General features: G+C 75.3%; 12 protein-coding genes. 5 read left to right on the forward strand and 7 right to left on the reverse strand.

Annotation, left to right across the window (positions count from 1 at the left end; all coding sequences use genetic code 11):
- Positions 1 to 6: 6 nt before the first annotated feature.
- Positions 7 to 987: a cytochrome d ubiquinol oxidase subunit II gene (gene cydB, locus HJC40_RS19435; RefSeq protein ID WP_250002559.1), complete on the forward strand. Its 981-nt coding sequence runs from the start codon at positions 7 to 9 to the stop codon at positions 985 to 987.
- Positions 984 to 4,868: a thiol reductant ABC exporter subunit CydC gene (gene cydC, locus HJC40_RS19440; RefSeq protein WP_250002560.1), complete on the forward strand. Its 3,885-nt coding sequence runs from the start codon at positions 984 to 986 to the stop codon at positions 4,866 to 4,868. Before cydB ends, cydC begins: the two co-directional genes overlap by 4 nt.
- On the opposite strand, the gene HJC40_RS19445 is transcribed toward cydC, so the two are convergent.
- A complete protein-coding gene (locus tag HJC40_RS19445; RefSeq protein ID WP_250002561.1) occupies positions 4,822 to 6,849 on the reverse strand; it encodes a prolyl oligopeptidase family serine peptidase in 2,028 nt (675 codons plus the stop codon). The genes cydC and HJC40_RS19445 overlap by 47 nt on opposite strands.
- A gap of 106 nt (positions 6,850 to 6,955) precedes the next feature.
- On the opposite strand from HJC40_RS19445, the gene HJC40_RS19450 reads away from it, so the two are divergent.
- Genes HJC40_RS19450 through HJC40_RS19460 form a run of 3 tightly spaced genes read left to right on the forward strand, consistent with a single transcriptional unit; the run spans position 6,956 to position 9,552 of the window.
- Positions 6,956 to 7,282 carry a PadR family transcriptional regulator gene (locus tag HJC40_RS19450; protein WP_250002562.1) on the forward strand — a complete coding sequence of 109 codons (327 nt, stop codon included), beginning with the start codon at positions 6,956 to 6,958 and terminating at the stop codon, positions 7,280 to 7,282.
- On the forward strand, positions 7,282 to 8,373 hold the full coding sequence (locus tag HJC40_RS19455; RefSeq protein ID WP_250002563.1) for a hypothetical protein: 1,092 nt from the start codon (positions 7,282 to 7,284) through the stop codon (positions 8,371 to 8,373). Before HJC40_RS19450 ends, HJC40_RS19455 begins: the two co-directional genes overlap by 1 nt.
- 54 nt (positions 8,374 to 8,427) lie before the next feature.
- Positions 8,428 to 9,552: a glycosyltransferase 87 family protein gene (locus HJC40_RS19460; RefSeq protein WP_250002564.1), complete on the forward strand. Its 1,125-nt coding sequence runs from the start codon at positions 8,428 to 8,430 to the stop codon at positions 9,550 to 9,552.
- Here HJC40_RS19460 and surE read toward each other — a convergent pair.
- From surE to HJC40_RS19490, 6 genes are all read right to left on the reverse strand, one after another.
- Positions 9,512 to 10,312 carry a 5'/3'-nucleotidase SurE gene (surE, locus tag HJC40_RS19465; RefSeq protein ID WP_250002565.1) on the reverse strand — a complete coding sequence of 267 codons (801 nt, stop codon included), beginning with the start codon at positions 10,310 to 10,312 and terminating at the stop codon, positions 9,512 to 9,514. The genes HJC40_RS19460 and surE overlap by 41 nt on opposite strands.
- Complete coding sequence (locus HJC40_RS19470) at positions 10,309 to 11,223, reverse strand: 1-phosphofructokinase family hexose kinase (protein ID WP_250002573.1); 915 nt, start codon at positions 11,221 to 11,223, stop codon at positions 10,309 to 10,311. The genes surE and HJC40_RS19470 overlap by 4 nt, the downstream gene beginning before the upstream one ends.
- A gap of 74 nt (positions 11,224 to 11,297) precedes the next feature.
- A complete protein-coding gene (locus HJC40_RS19475) occupies positions 11,298 to 11,594 on the reverse strand; it encodes a hypothetical protein (RefSeq protein WP_250002574.1) in 297 nt (98 codons plus the stop codon).
- Positions 11,595 to 11,660: 66 nt separating this feature from the next.
- Positions 11,661 to 12,632, reverse strand: coding sequence for a DNA topoisomerase IB (locus HJC40_RS19480; RefSeq protein ID WP_250002575.1), 972 nt, complete (start codon positions 12,630 to 12,632; stop codon positions 11,661 to 11,663).
- Positions 12,613 to 13,515 carry a glycosyltransferase family 9 protein gene (locus HJC40_RS19485; RefSeq protein WP_250002576.1) on the reverse strand — a complete coding sequence of 301 codons (903 nt, stop codon included), beginning with the start codon at positions 13,513 to 13,515 and terminating at the stop codon, positions 12,613 to 12,615. Before HJC40_RS19485 ends, HJC40_RS19480 begins: the two co-directional genes overlap by 20 nt.
- Positions 13,512 to 14,192, reverse strand: coding sequence for an SDR family oxidoreductase (locus HJC40_RS19490; RefSeq protein WP_250002577.1), 681 nt, complete (start codon positions 14,190 to 14,192; stop codon positions 13,512 to 13,514). Before HJC40_RS19490 ends, HJC40_RS19485 begins: the two co-directional genes overlap by 4 nt.
- Positions 14,193 to 14,199 lie beyond the last annotated feature (7 nt).

Below are 14,199 nucleotides of genomic sequence, written 5' to 3' on the forward strand. Positions count from 1 at the left end.
AGCGACATGATCACCTTCTGGTTCTCGGTCGTCGTGCTCGCCTGGGTGTTGTTCTTCGTGCTCGAGGGCTTCGACTTCGGCGTCGGGCTGCTCGGCCCGGTGCTCGGGCGCGACGACCACGAGCGGGGCGCGGCCGTGCGCACCATCGGCCCGTTCTGGGACGGCAACGAGGTCTGGCTGGTCGCCGCCATCGGCGTCACGTTCGCCGCGTTCCCGGCCTGGTATTCCGCCCTGCTGTCCGGGCTCTACCTGCCCATGGTCGTGCTCCTGCTGCTGCTGGCGGTCCGCGGCGTGGCCCTGGAATTCCGCGGCAAGGGCGACGGCGAGCGCTACCGCCGCCGGGCCGACGCCGCCCTGGCGGTCAGCTCGCTGGGCATCGTGGGAGTCTGGGGCGCCCTGCTGGCCGCCTTCGCTCACGGCCTGGCGATCGACGCCGACGGCAACGTCGTGGGCGGCGGCTTCGACCGCACCCTCGGCCCGGTGCTGACCCCGGCGGCCGGGCTCGGCGCGCTGGCCGCTCTCTATGCCGCGCTGCTGCTCGGGGCGACCTTCCTGTCGCTGCGCACGAGCGGCCCGCTGCGCCGCCGCGCCCGGACGCTGGCGCGGTGGCTGGGCACCGGCGGGGCGGTCGCGCTGCTCGTCGCCGGCGTCAGCACGGGTTCCGGGCTCACGCTGGTCGCGGCCGTGCTCGCCTTCGCCGCCGGCCTGCTCGCCCGCACCGGCCGGGAAGCCCTGGCCTTCGCCGCGACGGCCGCAGGAGTGGCCGGCGCCGTCATCGCCGTGTTCACCACCCGCGGCCCGGTCGTGCTGCACAGCACCCTCGACCCCGCGTGGGCCCTCACCCGCGACAGCGCGGCCGCCACCCCGCAGGCCCTGGAGCTGATCACCTGGGCCGGACTGCTCATCCTCCCCGGCGTCCTCGCCTACCAGGCCTACAGCTACTGGGTGTTCCGCCGCCGGGTCGCCAGCGAACGGGTCCCCTCATGACTGCCACGGCCACCTCTCCCTCCTCTCCGGGTACGGAGGCCGTGGCTCCCCAGCGGTCGGCGCCGCCTCGCGGGCCGCTGGACCCCCGGCTGGTGCGGCACGCCCGCACCAGCCGGGGCGGCATCGCCGGGCTGGCCCTGCTCGGCGCCGGCCAGGCCGCCGCCACCCTGCTCGTCGCGGTCGCGCTGACCCTGCTGGTGACCCGCGGCCCCGGCTGGGCGGCAGCCGCGCTGGCCGGCGCGTACGTCGCCCGGGCCGTGCTGTCCTGGGCCGAGCAGGTCGTAGCCCGCCGCACGGCCGCCCGCGTCACCGACGAACTGCGCCGCTCGATGCTGGCCGTGCTCCCGCGGCGTGGCCCGGCCTGGGTGGCCGCCTTCGGAGCCGGCCGCCTGACCGCCGTCCTCACCACCGGGCTCGACGCGCTCAAGCCCTGGTTCAGCGGCTACCTGCCCGCGCTGGTGCTCGGCGTGGCCCTGCCCCCGCTGGTCATCGTGGCGATGGCCCTGGTCGACCCCGCCTCGGCGATCATCGCGCTGGTCACGCTGCCGCTGATCCCCGTGCTGGGCGCGCTGATCGGCTGGGCCACCCAGGCCCGCGCCCGCCGCCGCTGGCAGGCCGACGCCCGCCTGGCCGGGCACTTCCTCGACGTGGTCCGCGGCCTGCCCACCCTGCGGGTCTTCGGCCGGGCCGACCGGCAGACCGAGGTCATCGAGAACCTGACCGACCAGCACCGATCGGCCACGCTGCGGGTGCTGCGGGTCGCCTTCCTGTCGTCGACCGCCCTCGACCTGGTCGGCACGCTGTCGGTGGGGCTGATCGCCGTCGAGGCCGGCCTGCGCGTGGCCGCCGGCGACCTGGCCCTCGGTCCGGCGCTGTTCATCATCCTGCTGGCGCCGGAGGCGTACCGGCCGCTGCGCGAGATGGCCGCCCGCTACCACGCCTCCACCGACGCCACCGCCGTCATCTCCGACGTCGACGAGATCCTGACCACCCCGCCCACCGACACACCGACCGCCGCCGCGCCGGACAGGAACGAGCCGGGCGCCGCCGGGCGGAGCGCCGCCATGCCGGGCGCCGCCATGCCGGGCGCGGTCGTGCCGGGCGCCGTCGTGCCGGGCGCCGTCGTGCCGGGCGCGGTCGTGCCGGGCGCCGTCGTGCCGGGCGCCGTCGTGCCGGGCGCGGTCGTGCCGGGCGCCGCCATGCCGGACGCCGTCGGGCCGGACGCCGTCGGGCCGGACGCCGTCGGGCCGGACGCCGTCGGGCCGGACGCCGTCGGGCCAGGCGTTGCCGGGCCGGGCGCGGTGCCGGGCTTTGCCGCGCCGGACCTGACCGCACCGGCCGCGAGCTCAGCCGAGCGCGCCGGCGTAGTCGCCGCGGGCGTGCGTTCCCGCTATCCCGGGACTGCCCGGGACGCGGCCGCGCTGGACGACCTCGTCGTGCGGCCGGGCGAGATCGTCGCGCTGAGCGGCCCGTCGGGCGCCGGGAAGACCACCATCCTGCGTGTGCTGGCCGGCTTGCAGGACGCGTACACGGGCGTCGCCCACGCCACCCGGCCGCTCTATCTCCCGCAACGCCCGGCGCTGCCGCACGCCCGGACGATCGCCGACCTCTTCCCCGCCGGCACCACCGACGACGTCATCGCCGAAGCCCTCGGCACCGTCGGCCTGACCGGCCTGACCCCGGCGACCCCGCTCGGCGAGCGTGGCACCGGTGTTTCCGCCGGCCAGCGCCAGCGGCTGGCCCTGGCCGCCCTCCTGCACCAGGCCCACGGTCCCCTCCTGCACCAGGCCAACGCCTCCGCCCTACGCCCCCTAGCCTGCCCACCCACCCGGGGAGGTGAGGTCGACTCTACTTTTTCGCCGCCGAGCGCGTCCGGGTTGTCCACAGGCGCCACGTTCGTCCACAACCCCGTGGACCAGCTTGACAACGCGCAGGCCACCCTGTTGCTGGACGAGCCGACCGCCCACCTGGACCCGACCACCGAAGCGCTGGTCATCGCCCGCCTGCGCGAGGCCGCCCGGGCCGGTTGCGCGATCCTCGTGGTCGCCCACCGTCCGGCACTCCTGGCCGCCGCCGACCGCATCGTCCGGCTGACCCCACCCCCGTCCGAGCGGACCGCCTCCATCACCGCGGTCGACGACCAACGCAGCGCCTCCGCCACGCCCGTCGACGGCCAACGCAGCGCCGCCGCGGTCGACGGCCGACGCAGCGCCGCCGCCACCGCGGTCGAAGGCCAACGCAGCGCCACCGCGGCCGAGACACACAACCTGCTCGACACCGCCGGGGCAACGACAGCGCCGGCCGACAGCCACCACGCCCGGCCCTGGTGGCGCCGGGCCGGTGTCGCCGTCGCGCTCGGCAGCGGCTCCTCGCTGGCCGGCCTCGTCCTCACCGGCGCCGCCGCCTGGCTCCTCGTCCGCGCCTCCTTCCTGCCTCCCGTGCTGACGCTCTCCACCGCCGTGGTCCTCGTCCGGGGCAGCGCCGTGACCCGCCCCCTGCTGCGCTACCTCGAACGGCTCGTCGCGCACGACGTCGCGTTCGCCCGGCTCGGCGCCTGGCGCGCCCGGGTCTTCGCCGACCTGATCCCCCGGGTGCCCGGCCCCCGGCTGCGCCGCCGCGGCGACCTGCTCAGCAAGGTGGCCGACGACGTGGACGCCCGCGTCGACGGTCTGCTCCGCGGCCGTATGCCGGCCTTCGTCGCGGCCGTCACCGTCGTGGTCGCCGGCGCCGCCGCCGTCCTGCTGAGCCCGGCGGCCGCGCTTCCTCTCGCCGCCGGCCTGCTGATCTCCGGGATCCTGGCCCCCGCGCTGGCCGCCCGTCAGTCCGCGCGTGACGAGACGGCCACCGGTGAGGCCCGGGCCCGGCTGCGCGACGCGATGGTCGAGACGGTCGACGGCCTCGAGGACCTGGCCACCGGCGAGGGCCTGACCGACGTACCGCGGCGGCGCAGCCACGACCTGGCCCGGCTGGAGGCCCGGGCCGCCCGGGCGGCCGGCGGGGCCACCGCGCTCGCGCATCTCGGCTGGGGCCTCGCCGTCGTCGGGGTGGCGTTCGCGCTGGGCGGTCTGAGCCCCGAGTGGGCCGCGGTGCTGCTGCTGGCCACGGTCGTGCTCGGCGAGACCGTCCTCACGCTGCCCGACGCCGCCGTGGCCCGGCAACGGGCGGCCGGCGCCGAGACCCGCCTCGCCGGGCTGACCACGGAACCGCCCGTCGCGACGGCGCAGCCGGCCGAGGGCGGCGGGGGCATTCGTCTCGAGCGGGTCACCGCCGGTTGGGACCCGGCCGCCGGGCCCGCCCTGCGCGAGCTGACCCTGGACCTCCCGGCCGGCTCGCGGGTGGCCGTGGTGGGCCGCTCGGGCTCCGGCAAGTCGACGCTGGCGGCGGTCGTCGCCGGGCTGCTCGATCCGCGCGCCGGCACCGTGTCGCGGGACGCCGGACGCGTCGTGCTGGTCGGCGACGACACCGACCACATCTTCGCCTCCACGGTGCGGGAGAACCTCCGGCTGGCCCGGCCCGGCGCCGGTGACGACGACCTCCGGGCCGTCCTGGCCCGCGTCCGGCTGGACCGGTGGCTCGACGGCCTGCCGGACGGGCTGGACACGTGGCTGGGCAGCGGCGGCACGACGATGTCGGGCGGTCAGGCCCGGCGCTTCGCCACCGCGCGGGCGCTGCTGGCCGAGCCCGCGCTGCTCATCCTGGACGAGCCGACCGAGGGCCTGGACGCGGACGTCGCCGGCGAGCTGATGGCCGACCTGCTCGACGCGGCCGACGGCTCCGTCCTGCTGCTGGCCCACCGGCCCGAAGGGCTCGACCGGGTCGATCGCGTGCTGGAGCTCAGCGCGGGGCGAGTGCGTCCTGCAGGAAGCGTAGTTCCGGCGTGAGCAGGTCGACGTCGGGTGGCATGTGGCTGGCGCCGGGAAGCGTCAGCAGCGTGTGCGGCTTGCCGGCGGCGAGCAGGGCGGCCGAGAGCCGCAGGGTGTGCGCCGGGTAGACGTTGTCGTCGGACAGGCCGTGGATCAGCATGAGCGGCCGCTCCAGCCGCGGCGCGTCACCGATCAGGGACTCGTTGTCGTACGTCGCCGGGTCGACCCGCGGATCGCCGAGGTACCTCTCCTGCCAGTGCGTGTCGTACAGCCGCTCGTCGGTCACCGGCGCCCCGGCCACCGCGGCGTGGAAGACGTCCGGGCGGCGCAGCACCGCGGCCGCCGCCAGGTAGCCGCCGTCCGACCAGCCCCGGACGCCGACGCGTCCCAGGTCGAGCTCGGGGTAGAGCGCGGCCACGGTCTCGAGCGCCTCGACCTGGTCGTCGAGCACCTTGCCGATCCGCTCGCCGCGGGCCTCGCGTTCCCACCGCGGGCCGCGTCCCGGGGTGCCCCGCCCGTCCGCGACGATCACCGCGAACCCCTGGTCGGCGAACCACTGCGAGACGTAGAACTGCCGCCGGTCGGCCAGGACGCGCCGGGCGGCCGGGCCACCGTACGGGTCGAGCAGCACCGGCAGCCGCTCGCCGCGCTGCCACACGGCCGGGAACAGCACGGCGGTGCGCAGCTCGCGGGGGCCGGCGCGCAGCAGGGAGACCTTGGGGACCACCGGCGAGCTGAGGGCCAGGCTCCGCACCGTACGCCCGGCGCAGGTGACCGTCGACCCGGTGAGCGTCGCCGAGGTGATGACGGTGACCCCGCCCGCGCGCACACCGTTGTGCTCCCCGGGCTCGGTCGTGAGCCGGCGCAGCCCGTCCGTCGCCGACCACGTCCACACGTGTTCCTCGGTGGGTTCGGACGAGCCGGTGAACAGCACGGTGTCGCCGTCGACCCCGCACAACGCGGAGACCTGCAAGCCCGGCGGCGTGACCGGTTCGCCACCCACGCTGAGGTGCCGGGTGTCCCCGCGGTCGGCCGTCCAGACCAGGGACCCACCCGAGGTACGCCGCGGGAAGCCCGGCACGATGCTGGTCCACATCGGATCGGTCAGCTCGGCCAGCACCCCGGCGCGCTCCACGTCCAGCACGCGCATCGTCGTCTGCGGCCTGTTCTGCAGCACGGCGAGCAGCCCGTGCTCGTCCCACACCACGTCGACCAGGTACTCGTAGTCGTCCCACCCGAAGTCGACAGCCTGCCGATCACCGTCGAGGCCCAGCACGAACAGCTCCACGACGGCGTTGGCCGTGCCCGCCCGGGGGTAGCGCTGCGCGGTCGGCGGCTGCGCCGGCTCGGTCGGGTCGCTCAGATACCAGATCTCGAGCGGCGTGTTGTCGACCCGCGCCACCGCGAGGCGCTGCCCGTCCGGCGCCCACCAGAACCCGCGCGTCCGTTCCATCGACTCCGACGCGACGTGCTCGGCCAGCCCGTACGTGATGTCGTCGCCCTCGGGCGTGGCCAGCGCGCGGTCCCCGGCGCCGTCGCTGCCGATGACGCGCAGCCCGCCGTCGTGCACGTAGGCCACCGCGCGGCCGTCCGGGCTGATCGTGGCATCGGTCAGCGGCGTGCGGGCCGGCAGCTCGCGCACCTCCCCCGTCCCGGTGTCGGCCAGGAAGAGCTTCTCCCCCGACGTGTACGCGACGAAGCGCACGCTGTCGTCGGTGCTGTAGTCCGAGATGCCGGCCGACCGGTCGCGCGTCCGTTCCCGCCGGGCCCGCTCGGCCGCCGACATCGGCTGGTCCGCCGCCGACGCCCCACGCTCGCCGACCAGCCGCTCCTCGCCGGTGGTGAGGTCGAGCTCCCACAGCAGCCGGACCGGGTCGTCCCCGCCCCGGCTGCGCAGGAACACGAGGCGTTTGCCGTCCGGAGCGACCGTGAACCGGTGCGGCCGCCCGAGCGAGAACCCTTGCGTCCGCGACACCAACCGTGGAAACGAAACCAGCATGGCCACAGTCTTACTCCGATCACCGTTCCCGCGGGATACCGGTGTCGTGATCAAGCCACCACGAACGATCCTGGCCGGGAGACCGGACCCTATGTAGAGTACGGACATGGGCGAGCCACGGATCACCGCGTCGGTGCTGAAGGTGCTGGCCGGGCTCCTGGCCGAGCCGGGCGCGCAGCGCTACGGGCTCGAGCTCATGCAGGTGACCGGCCTGCCCAGCGGCACCCTCTACCCGATCCTGGCCCGCCTCGAGCGGACCGGCTGGGTCGAGTCGCGCTGGGAGCAGATCGACCCGGCCGCCGAGGGCCGGCCCAGCCGTCGCTACTACGTGCTCACCGCGGACGGCGCGGTCGCCGCCCGGCGCGAGGTCGCGCTCATGCGTCAGCAGATGTCCCGGGCCGCCGGCCCCCTGGGCCACGCCCGGGAGGCGTGATGGGCCCGGTCGATCGGGTCGCCCGGGCCGCCGTCCGGGCGGCGGCCCGGCGCTGGCCGGACGATCTGGCTCCCACCCTGCGCGACGAGTGGCTGGCCGAGCTGGCCGCCGTCGCCGGGCCCCGGCGGGCCTACCGCAAGCTGGCCTTCGCGGCGTCGCTGGCGGTCTCGCCGGCCGTCGACGAGCCGTCGTGGCGCGAGCGCGCGGGCGCGGTGGGACGCGCGGCCGCGGTGGCGGCCGGGGTGACGCTGCTGGCCGCGGTGGCGACGAACGTCGCGCGGGGCTCCGGTGCGCCCGCGCTGCTGCTGCCCGCGGTGGCCGGGCTGATCGTGGCCGGGCGGCGGGTCCGGGGGTCGGTCGCCCTGGTCGGGGTGGCGCTGTTCGCCTTCCTGTTCGCCGGCAACCCGGTGCCGATGATGCCGTTCCTGGGCGCGGCCGACATCGCGCCCCTGATCGCGGTGTGGGTGGCGGGCATCGCCCTGGCGCTGCGGCTGAGACGGCGCTGGGCCGTCGCGGCGGCCGGCCTCGTCACGCTCGACCTGGCCACGATCGCCGGCTCCGCGCACGCGGCGGCCGTGCTCGGCGTGCCGGCGTGGACCGCCCCGGCCTGGTTCCCGCTCGCGTTGCTGCCCGGCGACGTGGTGTCGTTCGGCCCGCTCTTCGGTGACGGCACGGCGGCGTTCGGTGGTCTGCGGGCGTCGGGACCGGCCTTCCACGCCTCGGAGATCCTGGCGGCCAACGCGGCGGTCTCGGCCGGTCCGCTGCTGCTCTGCACGGCCTTCCTGCTCGCCCCGGCCCTGCGCCGCGGGCCGGTCCCCCGCCCCCGCCCGGCGGCTACGAGCGGCGTGGTGCGACGCCTCGGGACCGACGCGGGCCGGACGCTCGCGGGCTTGTCGGCGGCGCTGGTGGCCCTGGCGGTGGCGCCGGCGCTGCCCACCGCGGGCGCCGACGCCGATGCCGCGCTCCGGCGGATGCTCGACAATTCGACGGCGTTCGGGTTCGGCTTCGTGGAGCATCCGGCCGGGCTCGGGGCGGTCGCCCTGCTGGCCGCGGTGCTGGCGATGCGCGCGGTCGACCGCCGGCCCGGATAACAAACACGCCACAGCCCTTCCCTCGCAGCTCTGACCCTATGTAGCGTTCCGACTATGGGTAAGCGATGGATGTGGACGCTCGCCGCGGCAGCGGCGCTGGCCACGGCGACGGCGGCCTTCTGGAAGCCGGCCGGGGCCCGGCTGACCGACCTCTCGGTCTATCTGGGCGCAGTCTCCGGCCTGGCCGACGGCGCCGGCCTCTACGACTTCACCCGCGGCGCCGCGCCCTTCACCTATCCACCCTTCGCGGCACTGCTGTTCACCCCGCTGACCTGGCTCCCCGCCGGAGTGGTGCAGATCGCCTGGACCCTGGCCACCCTGGCCACCGTCGCCGGGCTGGCCGTCCTGGTGACCCGGCAGCCCGCGGCGCGGTCCCAGCACGTGCCGGCGGCGGTGGCCGCCCTCGCGCTGATCCTGTCGGCGCCGGTTTCCTCGGACATCAAGTACGGCCAGGTCAGCCTCTTCCTGGCCGCCCTGGTCGCCGTCGACCTGCTGGCTCTGCGGCGTACGCCCGGGCACGGCGCGCTGATCGGCCTGGCCGCCGCGATCAAGCTGACGCCGCTGATCTTCATCCCGCTGCTGTGGTTCGCGGGCCGGCGGGCGGCCGCGGCCGTGGCCACCGCCACCTTCGCCGGCTGCGCCCTGGTCGGGGCGGCCACCCTGCCCACCGACTCCTGGGCGTTCTGGACCGACAAGGTGTTCCGGCCCGACCGCCTCGGCTATGTCGACGGCGTGGGCAACCAGTCCCTCAACGGCGCCCTGCTGCGCCTGGGCATCGCCGCCGAGGCCCGGTCGACGCTGGTCGTGGCCATCGGCGGCACTCTCGCCGCGGTCGCCCTGATCCGGGCCGTCGGCCTGGCGCGCCGGTCGGACTGGCTCGCCGCCCTGACCGTCACCGGCGCGGCGAGCGTGATCCTGAGCCCGGTGTCCTGGACCCACCATCAGGTCTGGCTGGTGCTGGCCGCCCTTCTGCCGGTCGCCGGCCCGGCCTGGGCGCGCGCCGCGTGGCGGATGTGCGTCCTGGCCGTCATGATCCTGCCGGTCACCGCGCTGGGTCCGCCTCTGTTCAGCGAGTCCCGCCTGGTGCTGGCGGTCGCCGTCGCCGCGCTGGTCCCGCTCGCCACCGGCCGGGAAGTCGTCACCGCGCCGGTCGCTGAGCCGGAATACGCACACCGCTGACCTCGGCCGGCGGGCGCAGCGCGGTCACCGTCGCGAAACCCTCGGCCAGCAGGGCCAGATCGGTTCCCGGCCTCAGGTGCTCGCCGCTGCGTTCGATCGTCGTCCGGACGAAACCCTCGCCCGCCTCGGCCACCGCGATGCCGGCCTGGCCGAACGCCGCCAGCTTGGCCTCGCGCAGCTCCGGTGCCGATTCCCGGTCGGGCACGTTGAGGTTGAGCACCGTACCGGCCGGCGCCGACGCCACCGTCTCCATCAGGGTCGCCGCCAGCGACGCCGCGGTCGACCAGTGCAGCGCGTCGTCCGACGGTACGACGATCGCGTTGCCGCCCGACGCCGACGACACCGACGCGTCGGGGTTCAGCACGTCGAGCGACACCGCCAGGGCCCGCATCCCGTAATTGGCCGCGGTCAGCGCCGCCCCCACCGTTCCCGAGTGCAGCACCGCCCGCCCCGCATTGGCGCCCCGATTGATCCCCGACAGCACGATGTCGGGCGGCGGGCCGAACACGCCCAGCGAGGCCAGCACCACGATGTAGGCCGGCGAGGCGGCCACCCCGTACGCCTTGATCCCCGGCAGGTCGTAGGCCGAGATCACGATCTGCCCGTCGGACACCACCGCGGTCAGCGCGGCGCTCATCCCGCTGGCCTCGTCCTGGGGCGCCGCCACCACCACGTCGTGGTCGCCGGCGACGGCCGACGCCAGCGCGTGGATGCCCGGGGCCCCCACCCCGTCGTCGTTGGTGATCAGTACCCGTGTCACAGCGCCTCGATCCGTACCCGGCTCATCAGCTCGCGCACCGCCTCGCCGCGACCGGTTCCCAGTCCGTGCCGGGTCACGTTGAGGGCGCCCGCGGCCGAACCGGTCCGCAGCGCCTCCTCCATCGGTCCGCCCCGGGCCAGCACCGACGCCACGCCGGCGGTCATCGAGTCGCCCGCCCCGCGATGCTCGTTCACGGTCAGCGGCGGCGGGTGCACCTCGCACGCGTTGTCGTCGAAGAGGGCCAGCGCCGGATCGCCGGCCCGGCTGATCAGGACGCCGTCGACCCCTCCGTCGCGCAGCTTGCGCCCGGCGGCCAGCAGCGATTCCACGCTGTCGTCGTCGGCCAGGCCGTCGTCGATCAGCTCCTCGTGGCTGACCTTGACGAACGAGACCCCGCCGTCCAGGACGGCGCTCAGATAGTCGCCCGACAGGTCGGCCACCACCCGGACGCCGTTGGCCGTCAGGTCCGCGGCCAGACGACGGTAGAGCGACGCGTCGACCACCGACGGCGCGTGCGGCCCGCTCAGCAGGGCCACCCGGGAGCGCAGTCCCTCGGTGAGCGCGATGTTGTGCAGCTCGTCGAGGTCGTGGCGTTTCAGCGGCTCGCCCGGATGCTCGGCCACCGATGCGCGTTCACCGTCGCGGCGGTCGTGCACGTACCACCCGGTGGCCGAGCGCTGGGGAACCGCGCGGACCTCGAACTCCTCCGCGCCCAGGAGCGACTCGAGCAGCGTGCCGACCTCGCCGCCCAGCGCGACGCAGAGCGTCGCCGGCACACCGAGGGCGGTGATCATGCGCGCCTGCCAGACTCCCTGCCCACCGGGGTGGACGTGCAGTTCGGGCTCGGCCTGCTGTTCGATCGTCACGGTCAGGATCGGCGCGGGAGCGAATACCATCACCCGGTCGGTCATGCGGGGGGTTTACCCAGACGACAGCACATCAAGCGACCGCGGCCCGGCCGATCACGCGACCGGGCGACAGCTGGTCAATCGACCCGGGTGAGACGGAGGTAGCGCCGCCCGGCCGCGTGCCGGGTGCCGCGCGGCTCGACCCGCAGCCGCACCGTGGCGCCCGGTCCGAGGTGGACGGGCAGGTCGTCGCTGCCGGTCCAGTCGAGGCGGGCGCGGACCGTGTGCGGGCCGGGCGCCAGGGCCAGCGACAACTCGCGCCCGCACCGCACGACGCCCTTGACCGCGCCGTCGACGACGATCTGATAGGCCCGGGCCCGGTCGAACCAGTGGCCCGAGGGGCGTTCGACGGTGAGCGTGGCGATGACGGTCATGAGGGTGATGCTCCCACCGTGAGGTTCGGACCGCAGTGACGGGCGCGATGCCGCCCGCGGCGGCGATCAGTCGGTGAGCAGCTCGCGGACGGCCTGCTCGTCGGGCGAGTCGACGACCTCGCCCTCCTCGTACGCCTCGATGACGCGCGGGTCGACGTAGGACGCCCGGGCCACCGTCGGCGTGTTGCCCAGCAGCTCGGCGACCTCCTTCATGGCGTGCGAGACGGCCTTCTTGCGCTTGGCCTCGGTGGGCTGCGGGCCGGCCTCGGCGAGCGCCTCGGCCGCCTTGACCGTGCCGTGCCACGTCCGGAAGTCCTTGGCCGTCATCTTCTCGCCGCTGACCTGCCGCAGGTACTCGTTGATCTCGTCGGCGTGCAGGTCGCGCCAGCGGCGGGCCGGCTTGTCGTAGTACGCGAAGAGCCGCTGCTCCCCCCGCCGGCGGCGCTTGAGGTCCTTGAGCACCTGGCACACCTCGCCGTCGCCGACCGTGCCCGAGTGGTGCACCCCGGACTTGCCGGTGAACTCGAGCAGCACGCACTCGCCCTTGGTGCGCACGTGCTCGGGCCGCAGCGTGGACAGCCCGAACGACGGGTCGTCCTCGCGGACCGCGTACTGGTCGCTGCCGATGCGGAACATGCCCATGTCGAGCAGCCGGACCACGGCGGCCAGCACCCGGGCCTTGGTCAGCCCTCGCTCAGAGGTGAGATCGCCGCAGAGCTTCTCCCGGATCTCGGGCAGCCGCTCGGCCACCTCGAGCGCGTGGTCGAACTTCTTTTCGTCGCGGGCGGTCCGCCAGTCGTCGTGGTAGCGGTACTGCTTGCGCCCGGCCGCGTCGATACCGGTCGCCTGGATGTGCCCGCGCGGGTCGGGTGAGATCCACACGTCCTTCCAGGCCGGCGGGATGACCAGCTTCTTCACCCGCTCGACCTCGGCCTCGTCGGTCAGGGCCGACCCGTCGGTGTCGCGGTAGCTGAAGCCCTTGCCCGCCCGTCGCCGGCTGTAACCGGGCTTGCCGAGATCAGAACGCCGCAGCCGCATCGGTCACCTCGTCGGGTTCGACGGCGAGCAGTGCCGGGTGCACGCCGGGTTCCATGCTGTCGCCCGGCTCGCTGCGGGTGCCGTGCCAGATCACCCGGTGCTCGGGCCGGTCGGGCGGCCCCCAGCGCTCCGGTGACATCGGCCCGAAGAGCACCACCGACGGCGTCCGGTACGCCGTCGCGAGGTGGGCGATGCCGGTGTCCCCGCTGATCACGACCCGGGCGTGGGCCACCAGCCCGGCCAGCTCACCCAGGTCGGTGGCCGGCACGGCCGACGCGTCGAGTCCCGCGCCCTCGGCGACCCGTACGGCCAGCTCCCGCTCGGAAGCCGAGCCGGTGATCAGCACGCGGTGCCCGGCCGAGCGCAACCGCCGGGCCACGGCCGCGTAACGGTCGACCGGCCAGCGGCGCGACGGCGACTTGGCCCCCGGGTGGATGATCGTCGCCCGGTCCACGACGGCCGGCGGCGCGGCGATCCGCAGATCGGTCTCGTCGGCGACGACGCCGTAGTGGCGGACGAGCCGGCACCAGCGATGCACCTCGTGCTCCTCTGCGGTCCAGGTGGGACCGTCGAGATGCCCGGCCTCGGCGTTCGCAAACGCCCACAGCTTGGCCGGTTGGGCCGACTGCAGCAGCCGGTGCGACTCGGGCCCGCTGCCGTGCAGATTCACCGCGATCTCGGCGGCCGGCAGGGGCGTGCCCGGGTCGAGCGACGAGATCGGCACGACGCGGTCGACGCCGCCGATCAGGTCGATCAGCGGCGTCAGCCAGGTCGGGGCGCCCAGCGCCAGCGGGCGCCCGGCGAAGGCGCCGCGGAGCCCGCGCAGGGCGGGCACCGCGGTCAGCAGATCGCCCACGCCGAGCGCGCGGAGGGCGAGGATCACGGGTAGGAGCTCTCCTGCTCGGCGGCGATGACGAGTTCCCGGATGGCGCAGCCGCGCGGCTGGCCGAGCGCGAACATGATCGCCGAGGCGACGTTGGCCGGGTCGTTGAGGATCGCGTCCGGGCCCGGCTTGTACTGCTCGTCGCGGTCGTCGAAGAACTTCGTGCGCATCCCGCCGGGGACGACCAGGGTGACGTTGACCTGACCGGCCAGCTCGGCCGACAGGGCCCGGGTGAAGCCGACCACGCCGAACTTGGCCGCGCAGTAGGCGGTCGCGTCGCTGACCGCCTTGACGCCGAGCGTGGAGGCGACGGTGACGACGCCCCCGTGCGACTGCTTGAGGGCCGGGATGGCGGCCCGGATCACGGCCGCCGTGGCGAGCAGGTCGATCGTGACGATCTTGTCCCAGGTCTCGCCCGGGATGTCGGCGAGCGCGCCCGGCACGTCCATGCCGGCCGCCGTCACGACGCCGTCGATGCCGCCGCCGGCCTGCTCGATGGCCTGCCGGGTGGCCGCCTCGGCGGCGCGGGTGTCGCTCAGGTCGCACTCGATCCAGGGGACGCCGTCGGCCGGCGCCTGCCGGTCGATGACGAACGGGCGTCCGCCGGCCTTGACGACGGCGTCGACGACGGCTGCGCCGAGGCCGCTGGAGCCGCCGGTGACGATGACTGCGTCCATGCTGTTT

This window comes from Actinoplanes sp. M2I2 (genome assembly GCF_023544445.1).
In the GTDB taxonomy this organism is placed as follows: Bacteria; Actinomycetota; Actinomycetes; order Mycobacteriales; family Micromonosporaceae; genus Actinoplanes.

What these genes read in the sequence shown, in the direction of transcription:
- HJC40_RS19470 (WP_250002573.1), bottom strand. Translation starts at nt 11,223, where the DNA reads ATGACCGACCGGGTGATGGTATTCGCTCCCGCGCCGATCCTGACCGTG.
- HJC40_RS19450 (WP_250002562.1), top strand. Translation starts at nt 6,956, where the DNA reads ATGGGCGAGCCACGGATCACCGCGTCGGTGCTGAAGGTGCTGGCCGGG.
- HJC40_RS19445 (WP_250002561.1), bottom strand. Translation starts at nt 6,849, where the DNA reads ATGCTGGTTTCGTTTCCACGGTTGGTGTCGCGGACGCAAGGGTTCTCG.
- HJC40_RS19455 (WP_250002563.1), top strand. Translation starts at nt 7,282, where the DNA reads ATGGGCCCGGTCGATCGGGTCGCCCGGGCCGCCGTCCGGGCGGCGGCC.
- cydC (WP_250002560.1), top strand. Translation starts at nt 984, where the DNA reads ATGACTGCCACGGCCACCTCTCCCTCCTCTCCGGGTACGGAGGCCGTG.
- HJC40_RS19475 (WP_250002574.1), bottom strand. Translation starts at nt 11,594, where the DNA reads ATGACCGTCATCGCCACGCTCACCGTCGAACGCCCCTCGGGCCACTGG.
- HJC40_RS19490 (WP_250002577.1), bottom strand. Translation starts at nt 14,192, where the DNA reads ATGGACGCAGTCATCGTCACCGGCGGCTCCAGCGGCCTCGGCGCAGCC.
- cydB (WP_250002559.1), top strand. Translation starts at nt 7, where the DNA reads ATGATCACCTTCTGGTTCTCGGTCGTCGTGCTCGCCTGGGTGTTGTTC.
- HJC40_RS19480 (WP_250002575.1), bottom strand. Translation starts at nt 12,632, where the DNA reads ATGCGGCTGCGGCGTTCTGATCTCGGCAAGCCCGGTTACAGCCGGCGA.
- HJC40_RS19460 (WP_250002564.1), top strand. Translation starts at nt 8,428, where the DNA reads ATGGGTAAGCGATGGATGTGGACGCTCGCCGCGGCAGCGGCGCTGGCC.